The sequence below is a fragment of the Ruegeria sp. A5 genome, assembly GCF_056543005.1.
In genome coordinates this window covers 66,301-82,252 of the sequence record NZ_JBQGAV010000012.1, presented here as the reverse complement: position 1 = coordinate 82,252, position 15,952 = coordinate 66,301, and the positions used below count along the sequence as shown (strand labels likewise).

The 15,952-nt window shown below is 56.5% G+C and carries 14 protein-coding genes; 1 reads left to right on the top strand and 13 read right to left on the bottom strand.

The features are described from left to right. Positions 1-226 precede the first annotated feature (226 nt). The 10 genes from ACR0AY_RS20020 to ACR0AY_RS19975 all read right to left on the bottom strand — a co-directional run bounded on the left by ACR0AY_RS20020 (position 227) and on the right by ACR0AY_RS19975 (position 9,906). Positions 227-679, bottom strand: a complete 453-nt coding sequence (locus ACR0AY_RS20020; RefSeq protein ID WP_170513592.1) for an SRPBCC family protein — start codon at positions 677-679, stop codon at positions 227-229. Positions 680-781: 102 nt separating this feature from the next. Next, complete coding sequence (locus tag ACR0AY_RS20015; protein ID WP_170513589.1) at positions 782-1,390, bottom strand: nucleotidyltransferase family protein; 609 nt, start codon at positions 1,388-1,390, stop codon at positions 782-784. After that, a complete protein-coding gene (locus tag ACR0AY_RS20010) occupies positions 1,383-2,165 on the bottom strand; it encodes an XdhC family protein (protein WP_170513586.1) in 783 nt (260 codons plus the stop codon). Before ACR0AY_RS20010 ends, ACR0AY_RS20015 begins: the two co-directional genes overlap by 8 nt. After that, a complete protein-coding gene (locus tag ACR0AY_RS20005; RefSeq protein WP_170392518.1) occupies positions 2,162-3,343 on the bottom strand; it encodes a vWA domain-containing protein in 1,182 nt (393 codons plus the stop codon). Before ACR0AY_RS20005 ends, ACR0AY_RS20010 begins: the two co-directional genes overlap by 4 nt. After that, positions 3,340-4,215: an AAA family ATPase gene (locus ACR0AY_RS20000; protein ID WP_170392519.1), complete on the bottom strand. Its 876-nt coding sequence runs from the start codon at positions 4,213-4,215 to the stop codon at positions 3,340-3,342. Before ACR0AY_RS20000 ends, ACR0AY_RS20005 begins: the two co-directional genes overlap by 4 nt. A 46-nt stretch (positions 4,216-4,261) precedes the next feature. Next, entirely contained in the window at positions 4,262-6,691 is a 2,430-nt protein-coding gene (locus tag ACR0AY_RS19995) for an aerobic carbon-monoxide dehydrogenase large subunit (RefSeq protein ID WP_170513583.1), read from the bottom strand. Further along, complete coding sequence (locus tag ACR0AY_RS19990) at positions 6,688-7,182, bottom strand: (2Fe-2S)-binding protein (protein ID WP_170392521.1); 495 nt, start codon at positions 7,180-7,182, stop codon at positions 6,688-6,690. The genes ACR0AY_RS19995 and ACR0AY_RS19990 overlap by 4 nt, the downstream gene beginning before the upstream one ends. 12 nt (positions 7,183-7,194) lie before the next feature. Next, positions 7,195-8,049, bottom strand: coding sequence for an FAD binding domain-containing protein (locus tag ACR0AY_RS19985; protein WP_170513581.1), 855 nt, complete (start codon positions 8,047-8,049; stop codon positions 7,195-7,197). A gap of 111 nt (positions 8,050-8,160) precedes the next feature. Further along, on the bottom strand, positions 8,161-9,276 hold the full coding sequence (locus tag ACR0AY_RS19980; RefSeq protein WP_170420487.1) for an MHYT domain-containing protein: 1,116 nt from the start codon (positions 9,274-9,276) through the stop codon (positions 8,161-8,163). Positions 9,277-9,561: 285 nt separating this feature from the next. After that, a complete protein-coding gene (locus tag ACR0AY_RS19975) occupies positions 9,562-9,906 on the bottom strand; it encodes an adenylate/guanylate cyclase domain-containing protein (RefSeq protein WP_170512794.1) in 345 nt (114 codons plus the stop codon). Between the two features lie 241 nt (positions 9,907-10,147). Between ACR0AY_RS19975 and ACR0AY_RS19970 the strand changes: the two genes are divergently transcribed. Further along, positions 10,148-11,425: a tetratricopeptide repeat protein gene (locus ACR0AY_RS19970; RefSeq protein ID WP_170513578.1), complete on the top strand. Its 1,278-nt coding sequence runs from the start codon at positions 10,148-10,150 to the stop codon at positions 11,423-11,425. A gap of 127 nt (positions 11,426-11,552) precedes the next feature. Here ACR0AY_RS19970 and ACR0AY_RS19965 read toward each other — a convergent pair whose 3' ends face one another. The 3 genes from ACR0AY_RS19965 to ACR0AY_RS19955 are packed head-to-tail and all read right to left on the bottom strand — an operon-like array spanning position 11,553 to position 15,952. Further along, positions 11,553-12,401, bottom strand: a complete 849-nt coding sequence (locus ACR0AY_RS19965) for an ABC transporter six-transmembrane domain-containing protein (protein WP_170513575.1) — start codon at positions 12,399-12,401, stop codon at positions 11,553-11,555. 6 nt (positions 12,402-12,407) lie between these two features. Continuing rightward, positions 12,408-12,827, bottom strand: a complete 420-nt coding sequence (locus tag ACR0AY_RS19960) for a DUF2141 domain-containing protein (RefSeq protein WP_170512800.1) — start codon at positions 12,825-12,827, stop codon at positions 12,408-12,410. Next, on the bottom strand, positions 12,824-15,952 hold the full coding sequence (locus ACR0AY_RS19955; protein ID WP_170513572.1) for an efflux RND transporter permease subunit: 3,129 nt from the start codon (positions 15,950-15,952) through the stop codon (positions 12,824-12,826). The genes ACR0AY_RS19960 and ACR0AY_RS19955 overlap by 4 nt, the downstream gene beginning before the upstream one ends.

Sequence of the window (15,952 nt, the reverse complement as noted above, 5' to 3'; positions counted from 1 at the left end):
GCGACCCGCTATGACCGATGCCCCAAGGTCTTTCTATCGACCATCGCTCTCGCGGCTGTCGTCATCTATTGGTTATGAATCCTGACCCTAATACTTGATCCTTGCTCCTGCAGATTCCGCTCGCATATTCGGGACATTTGTTGTTGTTGGAACGGTGCAAATTTCCATTCGGATCGTTAGCGGGTGGAGCAAGCTCAAAGAACCGCTTCATCTCCACCCATTAAGATCAAATCATCGCGTCTTCATTCACTACATCAGCGAAGGACTTGAAGAATTTTCCAGCGAGCTTCTTGGCTGTACTCTGGATCAAACGACTGCCGAGCTGAGCCAGTTTTCCGCCAATCTCGGCCTTGGCTTCATAGCGCAGGATCGTTTTGTCGCCGTCTGCACTCAGCGTCACATCTGCACCACCCTTTGCATGACCAGCGGTACCACCATTGCCCTGACCAGACAGCGAGAATGCATCAGGGGCGCCAGTCTGGTCCAGGGTGACATTGCCTCCGAACCGCGCCTTGACAGGCCCTACTTTAAGCAAGACCTTGGCCTCCAGTTCAGTATCAGAATGCTTGATTAGTTCTTCACAACCCGGGATGCATTGTTTCAACACCTCGGGATCATTCAGTGCCGCATAGACGCGATCTTTCGGGGCGTTGATGATGATTTCGTCCTTCAGTTCCATAGTCTAGTCCTTCTTAGCAACAGGGAAATCTTATGTTGTCTGCTTGTTCAGTGGTCATTTCGGGCGATTTAAGACGCCTGCGCATCCAGATCAGAAGTCGGCTCATGAGATCGGCTCCTTCGCGGTTTCCAAATGGGTCGCATAGTCATCCGGGGTATCGACATCGGTGTAGAACCCTGGCGATGGCAGCGTAGCGGCTTGTACATGTTCGGGATGATCGCGCGTGAAGCCCAAGCAGCCGGGGCGTGCGGGGTTTTCCAGCAATCGCCGGCGCAATAGCTGCGGGATAGTAATTGGATTGCCTCGTGCGCCGTTATGGACAGGTATCGTCACTTTAGTCGCATCACCTGCAACGTGAGCGGCAATCAGATCTTGCAGATCCTGAGTGGTCAATAGCGGCTGATCACCCAAGCCGATCAGAAGCAGATGGGCGTCAGGTGCACAATGCAATCCCGTGGCGACCGAGCTCTGCTGGCCGCTGGTGAAGTTTGCATTGTGAACCAACGAAACAGCTAGCCCTGATAATGCCCGGCGCACGGCGCTCGCCTCATGTCCTGTTACCACCGTCAGGTCAGTATCAATGGCGCCTAAGTAAGGCATGGCTACACGGCGGATCATGGGTGCGCCGTCTATTGGTAACAGCAGCTTGTTTTGCGCCCCCATGCGACGGGAAAGACCGGCGGCCAGAAGGATCGCGGCAACATCAGCCATCGGCAAGCCCCACAGTCTGCCGTCTGACACGGACTAACTGCGCAAGGATCGACAGCGCTATTTCCTCGGGCGTGACCGCCCCCAGGTCCAGACCCGCCGGGGCGTGGACGGTGTTGATGGCCTCGGGCGTTATGCCGGCGGTCTTTAGTTTTTCAGCCAGTGTCGCGAATTTCCGAGCGCTTCCGACGAAGGCAACGTAGTCGGGTAAATCTGTCAGTACGGATTTGAGCGCGTCCAGATCTCCTTGGCCTTGCGTCGCAATGACAACGAAGCGTCGTCGATTGCACGTCGTATCAGCCGACGAGGTGCCAGAAACCGACCAGTGGAATTGCGGTGCCAGGGAACTAAGCGCTTGGGCCACAGGGGATGCGCCAAGCACGACAAGTTCAGGCATTGGCAAACAGGGCTCGATAAAAATGTCGACGGTGCCTTTTGACGGGCAACCATTGCGCGCAAAGCGCGTCCCGTCGATCTCATCCCCCGCTATCACGCCCATTTCTTCCAGGAGTTCCTCGGGCGCGACAGAAACCAGTTGCGGCTGACCGGCGCGCAAAGCCTCTACCGCAGCGCGTTTGACCGCACCACGCGTGCATCCGCCACCAAGCCATCCATGCAGGATTGTCCCGTCCGCGCTGAGCAGCGCTTTAGCACCCGGCTTGGCCGCCGTCGCCCCCGCAGTGCGCACGATTGTCGCGAAGGCGAATGGTTCTTGCCGGTCACGCAGGTCTTGTGCCGCATCGGCAAGGTCCGTGTCTAAGATCTCTGCCGGACTCATAGCGTCACCAATTTTGGTTCCAGGGCGGCAAAATCGGCAAGGGTGTTGGCCGGTTGAAAAAGGTCGAGATAAGGCAAGGCCGCAGCCATTCCGCCAGCTACGGGCGCGTAGTCGCTCCAGCCCTTCAATGGATTGAGCCAGATGATCTTACAGCCGCGTTTTCTCAGCTTCTCAAGCGCTGCTGCCAGGATTGCGGGTGGCTCGGTATCATAGCCGTCCGACAGGATCACTACGACAGACCGGCCATCTACAAAGCGCCGCGCATAGGTATCGGCAAAGCGTTGCAACGATGGCCCGATCTTTGATCCACCGCCGAAGCCATCTGCCATCAGCGACATCCGACCAATTGCTCGCAGTGCGTCTTTGTCGCGCAATGCTTCAGTGATGCGAACCAGCCGTGTGTGAAAAAGATAAGCGTCGGCATCTTTGTCAGCGCGCATCAGCCCAGCGAGAAAAGCAAGGAAAACTTGTGCATAGACGCTCATCGATCCCGATACATCGCAAAGCGCTACGATTTTGCGGCTGCGATCTGGGCGAGACTTGCGCAAGAGCTGCAGAGGTTCCCCTCCTGTCGCAAGGCTCAGGCGAATGGTCTTGCGAAAATGCAGGCGGTCGCCTTTGCGGGCGGCGATCCGACGGCGCGAACGTCGGTCGCGCAAAGCGGCACCGATGCGACGCGCAACTGCTTCGGCCTCTGCGATATCATCCGCGCGGACCAGATCACGCAGATCGCGGCGGCTGAGATTGCGTTGCTGAGTTGCGATAAGTTTACCGGTGCCGTCGCTGTCGGCCTCGCCGTCACCGGAATCAGGAGCGATGGCGCTGCCCGATGCGCCCATATCCTGACCCTTGGCTTGACGAGAGGAATGCACGTCATCGCTGAGCGCAGACTGCGCTTTGGGCACGGCCCTTTGCTTCACCCGACCGGAATCCATCCAAAAACTATCGAAGAGGCTGTCGAACCGTTCGGCCTCATCCTTGCATCCTGTGCAGATGGCCCGTAACGCGCGACGGCTTTCATTCGGGACAGCGGCATTGACCTCGCCGAGGGCAAGCAAGGCAAGCTCTGCCTCTGCCACACCTAGGCGCAGGCCGTTCTGGCGCAAATGCGCAATGAACCCGGCGACACGGGCCGCTGGCCCCGGATCACGCGCCGCAAATTTGGAAACCCGGCTCATGCGGCCTTCCCCGCGATACGGGCCGCGACTTCGGCGGTGATCTGTGCCTGATCGCTTTGAGTTTTCAGCAGCGTGGTTAAGGTGGAGTGCAACACGGTTGGATCGTTGGTCAGATCCGCAATCCCAAGTCCCATCAAGGCGGCAGCAAAATCGAGCATCTCAGCGATGCCGGGTGTCTTTTCCAGTTCCTCCTCGCGAAGCTTTTGTACAAAGCCTACGACTTGCGCGCCAAGACGCGCCTCAATCGCAGGGCAGCGGGCTTTGAGGATTGCAAGTTCTGTCTGTCGGTCCGGATAATCGACATAGGTGTAAAGGCAGCGACGACGCAGTGCATCGGATAGATCGCGTGTGCCGTTTGATGTCAGGATCACGATCGGCTTACTAGAGGCCGTGATGGTGCCGAGTTCTGGCACAGTCACTTGATAGTCGGCCAGAACTTCCAGCAAGTAGGCTTCGAATTCCACATCAGCGCGGTCAATTTCGTCAATCAACAAAACAGGCGGCGTGTCCTGGGTAATGGCGGCCAATAGAGGGCGTTCCAACAGGAAATCACGGGAAAAAATACGCTCTTCAACGCTTTTGCCCGTCTCACCATCTTCGGCGGCGGCGCGGATCGTCAGCAATTGCCGCTGGTAGTTCCATTCGTAGATGGCCTGAGCGGCGTCAAGCCCCTCATAGCATTGCAGTCGGAGCAACTTAGTGTCGCGCGCATCGCTCAGGGTGCGCGCAACCTCTGTCTTACCTACGCCTGCGGCGCCCTCCAGAAGAAGAGGCCGCTCCAACGTCAGCGCCAGATGGAGAGCAACTGCTAGGTCGTCGGATGCGACATAGCCCTGCCCTTCAAGAGCGGATTGTAAATCGGTCCAGGTCATGTGTGTCTCCGGGCAGAGCGGAACGTCTCCGCCCTGCCTTTCGCCTTTAGCCGTGCAGGCCAAGCTCATTGGCGGTCTTCCAGATCCGCCAGTGATCATGTGGCATGTTGGTATGCCGCAGACCAAAGGCCCGAAACGCATCTTGCACCGCGTTGGAGAAGCATGGCACCCCGCCCACATGCGGACTTTCGCCCACGCCCTTCGCACCGATGGGATGATGTGGCGACGGCGTGACGGTGTAGTCGGTCTCGTAGTTCGGAACCTCCCATGCGGTCGGCAGGAAGAAATCCATCAGCGTGCCCGTCTTCACGTTGCCCTGATCGTCATAGGCGATTTCCTGGCCCAAAGCGACGGCGAGTGCTTCGGTCAGGCCGCCATGAACCTGTCCTTCGATGATCATCGGGTTGATCCGGGTACCGCAATCGTCCAGAGCGTAGAAGCGGCGGATGTCTGGCACGCCTGTATCCACATCAATATCCATCACGCAAACATAGGCACCGAACGGATAAGTCATGTTTGGCGGGTCATAGTAGCTGACCGCTTCAAGCCCTGGCTCAATCCCTGGAATGGCCTGATTGTAGGCGGCGAATGCGATTTCTTTCATGGTCTTGAACCGCTCGGGCGCTCCTTTGACCACGAAACGGTCGACGTCGAACTCGACGTCATCGTCATGCACTTCCAACAGATAGGCCGCGATCATTTGCGCCTTGGCGCGGATCTTGCGGCCAGCCATGGCCGTAGCCGCCCCGGCAACCGGGGTCGAGCGCGAGCCGTAGGTGCCCAGACCATAGGGCGCGGTATCGGTGTCGCCCTCTTCGATGGTGATGTTATCGGCAGGTAATCCGATCTCGGAGGCCAGTATCTGTGCGAATGTCGTCGCGTGGCCTTGCCCCTGCGAAATCGTTCCAAGCCGTGCAATTGCAGAGCCCGTGGGATGGATGCGAATTTCGCAGCTATCGAACATGCCGAGACCCAGGATATCGCAATTCTTCACTGGTCCGGCACCCACGATCTCAGTGAAGAAACTGAGACCGATTCCCATGAGCTTGCGCGTTTCGCCCCGTTTGAACGCCTCTACACGCTCGGCCTGTTCCTTGCGCAATCCCTCGTAGTCGACGGTGCTGAGCGCTTTGTCCCAGGCAGTGTGATAATCGCCAGAGTCATATTCCCAGCCAAGCGCAGCCTGATAGGGGAATTGCTCTTTCTTGATGAAGTTGATCCGGCGCAAATCTGCCGCGTCCATGTTCAACTCGATCGCCAGCACCTCGATCATCCGTTCGATGAAATAAACCGCCTCTGTCACGCGGAAGGAACAACGGTAGCTGACCCCGCCCGGCGCTTTGTTGGTGTAGACGCCATCAACCTCAAGGAATGCAGTCGGGATGTCGTAAGATCCGGTGCAGATATTCATGAAACCCGCCGGGAATTTGGTTGGGTCGGCGCAGGCGTCAAATCCACCATGGTCCGCTGTCACATGGCAATGCAACCCGGTGATCTTGCCGTCCTTGGTGGCAGAAATGCGGCCCTTCATCCAATAGTCGCGGGCAAAGGCGGTGGTCATCAGATTGTCCATCCGGTCTTCGATCCACTTTACCGGCTTGCCGGTGACGATGGAGGCGACGACCGAACACACATAGCCCGGATAGGCCCCAACCTTATTTCCAAACCCGCCGCCAATATCGGGAGAGATCACACGGATATTGTGTTCCTCGATCCCGGAAATCAGGCTGACCACAGTGCGGATAGCATGAGGCGCCTGGAACGTGCCCCAAAGAGTCAGCTTGCCATTGACCTTGTCCATTGAGGCGACACAGCCGCAGGTTTCCAGTGGGCATGGGTGCGTACGGTGGTAATACATGGTCTCTTCGGCAACGACCTCGGCATTGTCGATTGTCTCGAATGTTGGACCCTTGTCGCCCGCTTCCCACGTGAAGATGTGGTTGTGATGCTTTCGAGGACCATGTGCTCCATCGATTGGTTTGCCATCCTCGCCCACGGTGTCTTCACGCAGAACTATCTCTGATTCCATCGCCTTGAACGGATCGACCAGAACCTCAAGCTCTTCGTATTCGACTTCGACGGCCTCGATTCCATCTGCCGCCGCATAGCGGTCTTCGGCCACCACAAACGCCACTTCCTGGCCTTGAAACAGAACCTTGCCATCGGCCAGAACCATTTGCTTGTCGCCGGCCAGCGTCGGCATCCAATGGAGGCCGAGCGGTTCAAGGTCCTTGGCGGTCAGCACAGCGAGAACGCCGGGCACTTCAAGTGCTGCCGCCGTATCGATGTTGGTGATCCGTGCGTGAGCGTAGGGAGAGCGGACGAAATCTCCAAAGAGCATCCCGTCAAGCTTCACGTCATCGACGTAGTTGCCCTTGCCTTGAGTAAAGCGGGCATCTTCCACCCTTTTGCGCGAACAGCCCATGCCCTTGAGGTTCGCGGTGCGTTCCTCACGATCTGGTGTCATGTCATTCATTGGGCCGCCTCCTTGGCTGCATTCATCTCGGCCGCTGCGGCTTTGATGGACTTCACGATGTTCTGATACCCGGTACAGCGGCAGATATTACCTGCCATGCCAAAACGGATCTCTTCCTCGGACGGGTTCGGGTTCTCTTCGAGCAACTTTGCCGCACGTGTGATCATGCCCGGTGTGCAGTAACCGCATTGCAGCCCGTGATGTTCCTTAAACGCCTCTTGCAGCGGGTGCAGCGCGTCAGGCCCACCGATGCCTTCGATGGTTGTGATATCCTTGCCATCGGCCTGAGCCACGAACATGGTGCAGGACTTGACTGATTTGCCATCAATGGTGACGGTGCAAGCGCCACAATGGGAAGTCTCGCAGCCAATATGCGGGCCGGTGATGTTGAGCCGCTCGCGCAGCGTGTAGATGAGAAGTTCGCGTGGCTCGGCAAGGAATTCCTCTTCCTTGCCGTTCACCGTGATCTTGTAGTGTTGTTTCTTTGACATCGGACGATCTCCTCACGCACGCGACCAGGCGCGCTCAATGGCGCGGGTTAGAATGATACCTGCCACGTGTTTCTTGAAAGCGACGGGGCCGCGGTTGTCCTCGGTGGGGTCAATATCACCGAGCATGGCGGCCACAGCGGTCTTAATGGCATTTGCATCGACGCCGGTGCCAACCAGAGCGGCCCCAGCCGCCTCGGAAAAGACCGGTGTGTCGCTCAGATTGGTCATTGCAATCGAGGCGGAGGCACAGGTGCCACCTTCTTTCACGATCTGGACTGCAGCAGCAGCGGTAGCATAATCACCAATCTTGCGCTTTTGTTTTTCATAGGCGTAACCGCCATGCGGCGTTGGGATGGTGACTGCAGTCAAAACTTCTTCGTCTTCCCGAGCGGTCATGTAGGCGGCTTCGTAAAACTCGCGGGCAGCGATTTCGCGTTCCCCGTCAGGACCCTCGACAGTGAAACGCGCATCCAGGCACTGCATCAGGCCGGGCATGTCATTGCCGGGGTCGCCATTGGCCACGTTGCCACCAACTGTACCCATGTATCGGACTTGCGGGTCTGCGATCTGAAGGGCAGCTTCGCGCAGAATCGGAGCGGCGTCAGCCAGTGCGTCGTGATCAATAATCGCGTGCTGGGTGACCATCGCACCGATGCGAATACTGTCACCTCCGATCTCGATATCAGACATGCCGCCAACATCCTGAAGATCGATCAGATGCGGCACATCCGCCATCCGCAGCTTCATCATCGGAATCAGGCTGTGCCCACCGGCCATGACGCGGGCATCATCGCCATGCTCTTCCAGGATCGACAGCACACCGGCCATGTCCTTGGGTCTGTAGTATTCGAATGCCGCTGGAATCATCGGCTCTCCTCCCTTCAAGCAAATGTTCTGGCTGAAAGGATCACTGCATGCGCTTGGATGGCGACGCTTCAGTAAATCAACAAAAAACAGGTATTTTGCACGAAATGCGCCCTAGGTCGCACGAATTGCGCCGACCTGCGATGCAAGCGCATCCTGAACCGTCTTGAGTTTGGATCGACTGACCGGCGCGGGTGGCAAACCATCCCCGTCGAACAGGCATCGACCCTTATCTTTGGTACGCTCAAACCGCGCCACGCGCTGAGGATTGACAAGGTAGCTGCGGTGGGTCTGGAGAAATCCGGTGGGCACCAATCGCTTGGCGGCCTCGGTCACTGGCCAGACACAAAACAACCGATCCGTTTCGGTGTAAACTTGGGTGTAGTGCCCATCCGCGCGCAAAAACAGAACATCTTCGGCAGAGATGAAGACCTTTCCACCATCCCGTTCGCAAGGAATTTGCAGCAATGGTTTTACATCCACGGTCGCTTCTGTTGGCTCCGGGTCTTTCCTCGAAGGTCCTGGCAGGTAGGTCACGCTGACCCACAAGCAAGCACCAAATATGATGAAACTGAACAGGATTACGCCAATGGCCAGCGTCTCATTGCTCATCAACGGGCCAAACTCAACCCCACTTGGCACCGCGACGAAACGGGTGCTCGCCAGAGCAAGAAAATGAACGGTGCAAACCGCCGCTGCAAAACACAAAGTGCCCAGCAAAATGTTTCTGTTTGTTCGCTGCCCGTAGGCAATCGCGAAAGCCAGCATACAAAGCGCTATTGCAGCAATCGAGGACAAGATGACGCCACTGGGCGTATACACTGCCCGGCAAAGCTCCAAGCCAGCCATGCCAATATAGTGCATCGCCAAGATGCCCAACCCAACAACGCCTCCTGCCATCGCAATCGTGGCGCGGTTGCGTTCGGTGAAATGCAACAGAATAAGCGCAGCTCCGACGAGCAGGATCGCGACAAGCGCAGACACAAGTGTGATTGCAGCGTCGTAATAGAACAGGATCGGCATCTGAAGCCCGAGCATGGCCACGAAGTGCATGGCCCAGATTCCACCGCCAAGCGAAACAGCCGCAAGAGCCACCGAGGCCTTCTTTTCAAAGACCGGCTTCGTCGAAAGATCTCGCGTCATCGACAATCCTGTAAACCCTGCCACGAAGGCAACAATGCAGGACATGGCGACGAGGAAACTGTTGTGGCTGACGTCGAGAAACTCCATTGTCGCAAATTGGCTAAAAAGTATGCGTTTGGCAAATGGATCAACGATGTCGGACGTTCAAAGAGCGGTTACACATTAGGCGATGCCCAGCTCCGAAGCATTCGTGCCGAGGTGGCTAGCACGCTGCTATTCGGCGGCTTTGAGGCCAAATCCGCCGTTCACATTGATTGGGTGAAAACCACAATTTAAGGCTAATGAAGGTCTGCTCGGCCCCTCCCGCCGTCATCATTTGATGTTTAATTTGTGACTTCCAAAAGCTGTTGGGTGGAATGGCTAGAGATGCCTTTAGACCGCTTTATAAACTTGCCAGTCTTCGGATAAGCCCTTCAGTTCTTTTGTTCCAAGACTTTCGAAGTCCAGACCGGACCCAGCCACCAGATTTTTTACTGTTCTGGAAACGACGATGTCGCCGCCTCTGCCCAATTCTGAGATACGCGCTGCAATGTTAACGGCAATTCCGCGCACATAATGCAAAGAAACTTCGACTTCGCCTGTGTGAACCCCTATGCGAACTTCCAGATTCAGCTTGGAAATGGCATCGCCAATCGCCTTGCCACGATGGATCGCCTGGCCGGGTCCGTCAAACGTAGCGAGAAAGCCATCGCCATATACTTGGTAGGCAATGTGCACCTCATCACTGTGCCTCCTTAGGACAACCCTATTGGCAAAGAAAGGCTATGAGGCACGCTTGGTTCAATCAATATCTTTTCAATCAGCAGTGAAGGCCAGAAGGCCAGCCCGTTAACCGATGGTTCGATCCTTATAGCAATCGATTATCCACAATAGTGCTTATGGTTTCGCTTTTTGTGCTAGCGTTGGGCAGTTGCGAGCACGCACGTTTGAGTATGCTGACGAAAGTGGGAGTATGGAGATGCTGGTTGACCGATATGGACTGACGCTGACGACCAGCCTGCCAGAGGCGCGGGACGCCTATGTCGCGGGGCTTGATCACATCCTTGCAGCAACGTTTGGTGCAAGCGAAGCTTTTTCCGCCGCCATCACGGCCGATCCCGGCTTCGCCCTCGGTCACGTTGGGCTTGCTCGAGCTCGAATGTATGAAAACGATATGTCTGGCGCTCAAGAGTCAATGGCGTCGGCCCGCGCCTGCGCATCTGGGTTGACTGAGCGCGAGGAGGGTCATCTTGCGGTATTCGATCTCTTGCTTCAGGGACGTGTTTCACAGGCACGAAGCGCAGTTCTGAAGCACGCTGCTCATCACCCCCGCGATGTCCTTGTCGCGCAGATCTGTACCAACATTTTTGGTTTGATTGGGACATCGGGTGAGCCTGGTCGGGAAAGTACGCAACTTGCCTACACGACCAAATTATTTGATGCCTTGGGCGAAGACTGGTGGGTTATGAGCGTACACGGTCAGGCGCTGTGCGAAGTTGGGCGGCTTGATGAGGCCATGTCCATGATGGACGGCTCGCTCGCTTTGAACAACGCCAATGCAAACGCGTCACACTTCAAAGCGCACACGCTCTACGAGCAAGGTTATGGAGAGGCCGGTCGCGCATACCTTGCCGACTGGATCGCGGATTATGATGTGCGCTCGGTATTGCACGGCCACTTAAGTTGGCATCGCGCTCTGTGGGCCTTGGAGCAAGGGGATGAGGCTGAGCTATGGACGATTTACGAGGGAGCTATCGCACCCGCAGCGTCCTATTCGTTGCCGATAAATATTCTAACCGATGCTGCTGCACTTTTGCACCGCACTGAAATTGCAGGTCTAACAGTTGCGCCCAAACTTTGGCGCGACCTGAGCGAATACGCATCACGGTTTTTTCCAAACCCAGGCATGAGTTTTGCGGACATACATGGCGCGCTGGCTCATGCAATGGCAGGGGAAGGTGAACGCCTTGCGGTTCTGACCGAAACAAGCTTGGGTTTTGCGGCAGATCTTGTTCGCCCGGTGGCACGTGCTTGGGGTGCGATTGCGCGACAAGATTGGACGGATGCGCTGCAACAGCTGACTCCGGTCATGGCAGATCACGCTCGTCTGGGTGGCAGCCGCGCACAGCGTGACCTTTTGGAGCTGACTTACCTGAATCTGCTATTGAAATCCGGCCATATTCAAGAAGCTCATCGAACGATTACAGCGCGACGCCCGATCTTCAGTCATACTGCGCCCGTTGCAGGCTTTGTCTGAGTTCACAAAGCTCTAGTTTATCAGCTCTTCTTACCCCTCCTTTAGCTAGGCTGCGCACGACCGGAATGGACTGGTTACTTCCTGATTACAAATCCCGTATCACGCCATTTATGGTATGCAAGCCTGATCAATCGCTCTGCAACCTGGTCGTAATTTCTGACAGGCGAGACCAGGATTGTAAGGTGACGGGCAAAGCAAGTGCGGCTTCCGCAAACTCCCACGAATAGCTGATAATCGAAAATATCATGCCCGGTGTCGCATCCAGGTTTTGGGTCGCGAACCACAGGTTGAATAGGAGCAGACCTATTAACAGAATGAAGATTGCGCCATACAGAACGGCTTCGGTATCCGAGAGCTTTACTTCGAACCGGCGCAGTTTACTCAGGTGGACGAATACCGGACGGTCACGTCGTTGTTCCAGAACACTGACCTGATGCTCCATTTGCTCATTCAGCGCACGGTTCCATTGCCAAAACGTCGAATGAAACAGAGCGTATACAGATATCATTCCGACAAGAACCCCACAGGCAGACAGGGCCAGAACTGGCGAGAAGTAAAACAGCAAAATTGCTGATACGACGAACTGCACCACCCCCGCGATTGCCGAGGGCAGGATCTCTTCAAGAAAGTCGGCCAGTTCGCGCCCCATCCCGATCCGGGCGTTCAGCGACGAAATTGGAAGATTTGAAAACCGCGCGGCAAGCGCCTTGCCCAATTCGACACGGATCATACCGTAGACACGTGTATCGTAAATCCGCCGGATCACGCTGATCATAGTGAGGGCAACCATGAGCGCACCTAACTGCACAAAGGGCTCAAAATCTTCGCTCAGCAATCCATCTATGGCGAAGCCGACGAACAGCGGAATCAGAACCGTCAGGGCAGTTTCAGCCAGGATCAGGAACCACGTAATCCCTACGCGCCAGCGGAACACACTCAGAAGCGTGCCGATTGTCAGTTTTCGATCTGTCAGCATGGCGAATTACTGATCATAGTGAATGCGAACACGCACATCGCCCGGCCAGACCGAGGCAGCCTTGAAATCCGGCTCGTCCTGAGGGTCTGAGGCACCTGTTGAACCCAGCCCCTCCAACAGTTTTGTCTCAGTCATGTTCAGGTCATCGTCCTTGTTTTCGTCATGAAACAACAGCACAGCGTATGGGCCCGCGTTCAGGTCAGAAAACTCATGGCTGACGCTGCCTTTACGTGACGGAATCTGGGCGTAGTCAATGGCGCTCCAGACATCCAAACTGTCAAAGGCGCGCGCGTTATCGAATACAAGGATCACGATGTTGCCCTTGGCGTTGCGGATGCCGTCCACAGTCACATTCAGACCCTCGGCGGAGGCCGGAGTCGCAAGCGTTACCACGGCGAATGCAGGGGCTAAAAGGTTCCGTATCATGGCTTTGTCCTTTCTTCAGAAGGCTGCGGAAGGGGTGACTTGAAAATGGCAATGACATCCTCGGTGATGGCGATCAGTACCGGCACCAGCAGCAGCATGAGGGCTGTGCCAAAGAGTTCTCCAAAAGCTAAAGAGATTGCCGCAGGGATCAGATACTGCGCTTGCTCAGAGGTTTCGGTCAGCAAAGGCAGCAGACCAATCACTGTAGTTGCGGTGGTCAGAAAGATCGCCTTGAAACGTCCAATGCCTGCGCTTCTCAGCGCCAGATTCACGGGCTGACCTTCCTCTCGCGCCTGATTGTAGCGGGTGATCATGACCAGACTGTCGTTCACAATCACACCGGTCAGAGCAAGCATGCCGAAGAACGAAAACAGCGACAGCGAGACACCCATGATCAGGTGCCCGACGGCGGCTGCGATAAAGCCGAATGGCACGATGGCCAGAATGACGAAAGGCTGCCAATAGCTTTTCAACGGCACGGCCATCAGCACATAGATCAGAACGGCTGCCAGCAACAGCGCGCGCTTCAGGCCATCGCTTATATCGGCCATTTCTTCCAGTTCACCGGCCGGCAGGACGGTTACGCTGGGATATTTGGCACGGAGTTTCGGGACCAGCTGCTCGAACACCGCCTGCCCCACCTCTTCGGGAGCAACAAGGTCGCGGTCGATGGACGCTGCTACGATGTTCATGCGCTTGCCGTCACGGCGATCGATAGTGCCAGAGGCATAGGTGCCCTCGATTTCGGCGACGGTCTCAAGCGGCACCCAAGCGCCGGATGCGCTGCGCAACCGGGTCTGCACCAGATCCGCCAACGTATCGCGGTTTTCACGCGCGTTCTGTACGACTACGCGGACTTCGGACCCATCGCGTCTGACCTTGGTCACCTCGGCCCCGCCGAACCCATAGCCAATCTGTCTGGCCAGAGCCTCGGCGTTAAAACCAAGGTGCCGCGCGTCCGGGCGCAGGCGGAGTTTCAGTTCAGGTTGGCCGCCCACCAACCCATCCCTTACATTTGCCACGCCCTCGATGTTCGACAGGAAACCTTTCATTTCGGCGCTGGCTTGCTGCAGAAGGTCTTCGTCTTTTGACGCCAACCGGATTCGGAACCCTCCGGCAAGCGTTTCCGATCCGGTGAACTCCAACTCGGTGGCACCCTCGACCGCACCGACCCGGTCGCGCCATTCGCGGACCACGGAAAGGATCGGGACATTCGGACGCTCAGCTACCGGGATCATTTCAGCGAAAATTTGGGCATTTCCAGCGCTGTTGATGATGGTGAATACTGTCTGAACGGGTGGAGCAGACATACTCGCCTCTTCTGTAAGCTCGACGTTCAGCTCGTTCAACACGGCTTCGATCCGATTCACGTTCGTGCGGGTCAGTGCAAAGGGGGCGCGGGCATCCATTTCCAGGTTCATCGTGATGACCTGACCGGGCACCTCGGGAAAGAACACCGTCCTGACCTTGCCCTTGTACATCAGGCCAAGCCCCAGCGTTGCGGCGGCAATGAACAAGATCAGCACAGCGTAGCGCTGACGCACCGCCGCGACGAGCAAAGGCTGGTAGATGCAATCCCGCACCCAGTACAACCCGCCCTGCGCAGAATCCTGTACCCGCCCCCACAAGCGGGTCGGCAAGTATCGACGCTCTTGCCGCATCGAAACCTGCGCCAGATGGGCGGGCAGGATGAATTTGCTTTCGATAAGCGAAAAGATCAGCGTCAGGATCACGATGCCCGCGAACCCGGCAAGTACCTTGCCCAGCGGATTGTCGATCAACAGCATCGGGAAAAAGGCTGCGATTGTGGTCAGCACGCCAAAAACGGTCGCAACAGCCACGCGATGTACGCCGCGTTCCGTGTCCCTAATCGGGTCCTTCCCCTTGCGGCGTTCTTCAAAAACGCTTTCGCCGACTACAACGGCATCATCGACCAGAATTCCCAAGGCAATGATCAGACCAAAAGTCGTGACATCGTTCAGCGAATAGTCCACCCATTTCGAGCCCGAGACAGCAAGCGCCCCCATGACCGAAACGGGAATGCCCATGGCAACCCAGAAGGCCAAACGCACGTTCAGGAAAATCGACAGCATCAGGGTCACAAGGATCAAACCCTGCACCCCGTTTGAGCGCAACAGCGCCAGACGGTCCGAGATGTAGCCAGCGCTATCACCCCAAACCTCGACCTGTACCTGCGACGGCAGCTGTCGGCTGAACTCGTCAACCGTGCTGCGCACGACATCACTGATCTCCAGCAGGTTTTCCTTCTGCCCGACCAGAACCTCCATCCCTACGGTTGGTTTGCCGTTCAGGCGAAACAGGTACTCGCCGTCCTGAAACCCGTCTTCGATTTTGGCAATATCGCCCAAAGGCACATAGGACCCGTCGTCACGTTCGATGATCGGCAGAGCTGCGTATTCCGGCACGTATTTCGCCCTGTCATCGGCCCGCAGATAAATCGTACCGCCATCAGTCCTCAGACGACCTGCCTGAAAGGCCAGCGAATTCCCTTCGATGGCGCGGGTCACATCCGAAACCGTCAACCCATAGTGGCGCAGCAACGCCGGGTCGATTTCGATGCGCAATTCCCGCGGTATCAGGCCCCAGATTTGCAACCGCGACAATTCCGGTTGCGCCAGCAACTCTTCTTTCAGGCGTTGCGCCAAGCTCTGTAATGTGGCGGGGTCTGTTTCTCCGAACAAGTTCAGATACAGCGCCGGGAAATCGAAACCCGAGGCTTCGATCACGGGTCGGCGCGCAGTATCAGGCAGATCAGTCAAGCCGTCGATCCGAATACGGACACGATCCAGGACGGCTTGTAGTTTCTGGCCACCTGCGCGGCGGACAGTCACGACACTTAGGTCATTCTGGGATTGTGAGATCACACTACGCACGCCTTCCAAACCTTCGAGGGCCTGCTCAACTTTCTGGGTCACCAATTCATCAACCTGTTCGGCTGTGGCGTCCGGAAACTCGATCGCGATTGTAACACTTTCCGGCGGAATGCGGGGGAAGCCTTCGATCCGAATGTTCAGCAGCATTTGCACCCCAAGAAATAGGATCAGCGCCATCATCAAATTGGCAGCGACCGGATTTCGAATAAACCAGTAAGTCAGAGCGTGCAT

What these genes read in the sequence shown, in the direction of transcription:
- ACR0AY_RS20005 (WP_170392518.1), bottom strand. Translation starts at nt 3,343, where the DNA reads ATGAGCCGGGTTTCCAAATTTGCGGCGCGTGATCCGGGGCCAGCGGCC.
- ACR0AY_RS20000 (WP_170392519.1), bottom strand. Translation starts at nt 4,215, where the DNA reads ATGACCTGGACCGATTTACAATCCGCTCTTGAAGGGCAGGGCTATGTC.
- ACR0AY_RS19965 (WP_170513575.1), bottom strand. Translation starts at nt 12,401, where the DNA reads ATGCTGACAGATCGAAAACTGACAATCGGCACGCTTCTGAGTGTGTTC.
- ACR0AY_RS19995 (WP_170513583.1), bottom strand. Translation starts at nt 6,691, where the DNA reads ATGAATGACATGACACCAGATCGTGAGGAACGCACCGCGAACCTCAAG.
- ACR0AY_RS19985 (WP_170513581.1), bottom strand. Translation starts at nt 8,049, where the DNA reads ATGATTCCAGCGGCATTCGAATACTACAGACCCAAGGACATGGCCGGT.
- ACR0AY_RS19960 (WP_170512800.1), bottom strand. Translation starts at nt 12,827, where the DNA reads ATGATACGGAACCTTTTAGCCCCTGCATTCGCCGTGGTAACGCTTGCG.
- ACR0AY_RS19990 (WP_170392521.1), bottom strand. Translation starts at nt 7,182, where the DNA reads ATGTCAAAGAAACAACACTACAAGATCACGGTGAACGGCAAGGAAGAG.
- ACR0AY_RS20010 (WP_170513586.1), bottom strand. Translation starts at nt 2,165, where the DNA reads ATGAGTCCGGCAGAGATCTTAGACACGGACCTTGCCGATGCGGCACAA.
- ACR0AY_RS19955 (WP_170513572.1), bottom strand. Translation starts at nt 15,952, where the DNA reads ATGCACGCTCTGACTTACTGGTTTATTCGAAATCCGGTCGCTGCCAAT.
- ACR0AY_RS19980 (WP_170420487.1), bottom strand. Translation starts at nt 9,276, where the DNA reads ATGGAGTTTCTCGACGTCAGCCACAACAGTTTCCTCGTCGCCATGTCC.
- ACR0AY_RS20020 (WP_170513592.1), bottom strand. Translation starts at nt 679, where the DNA reads ATGGAACTGAAGGACGAAATCATCATCAACGCCCCGAAAGATCGCGTC.
- ACR0AY_RS19970 (WP_170513578.1), top strand. Translation starts at nt 10,148, where the DNA reads ATGCTGGTTGACCGATATGGACTGACGCTGACGACCAGCCTGCCAGAG.
- ACR0AY_RS20015 (WP_170513589.1), bottom strand. Translation starts at nt 1,390, where the DNA reads ATGGCTGATGTTGCCGCGATCCTTCTGGCCGCCGGTCTTTCCCGTCGC.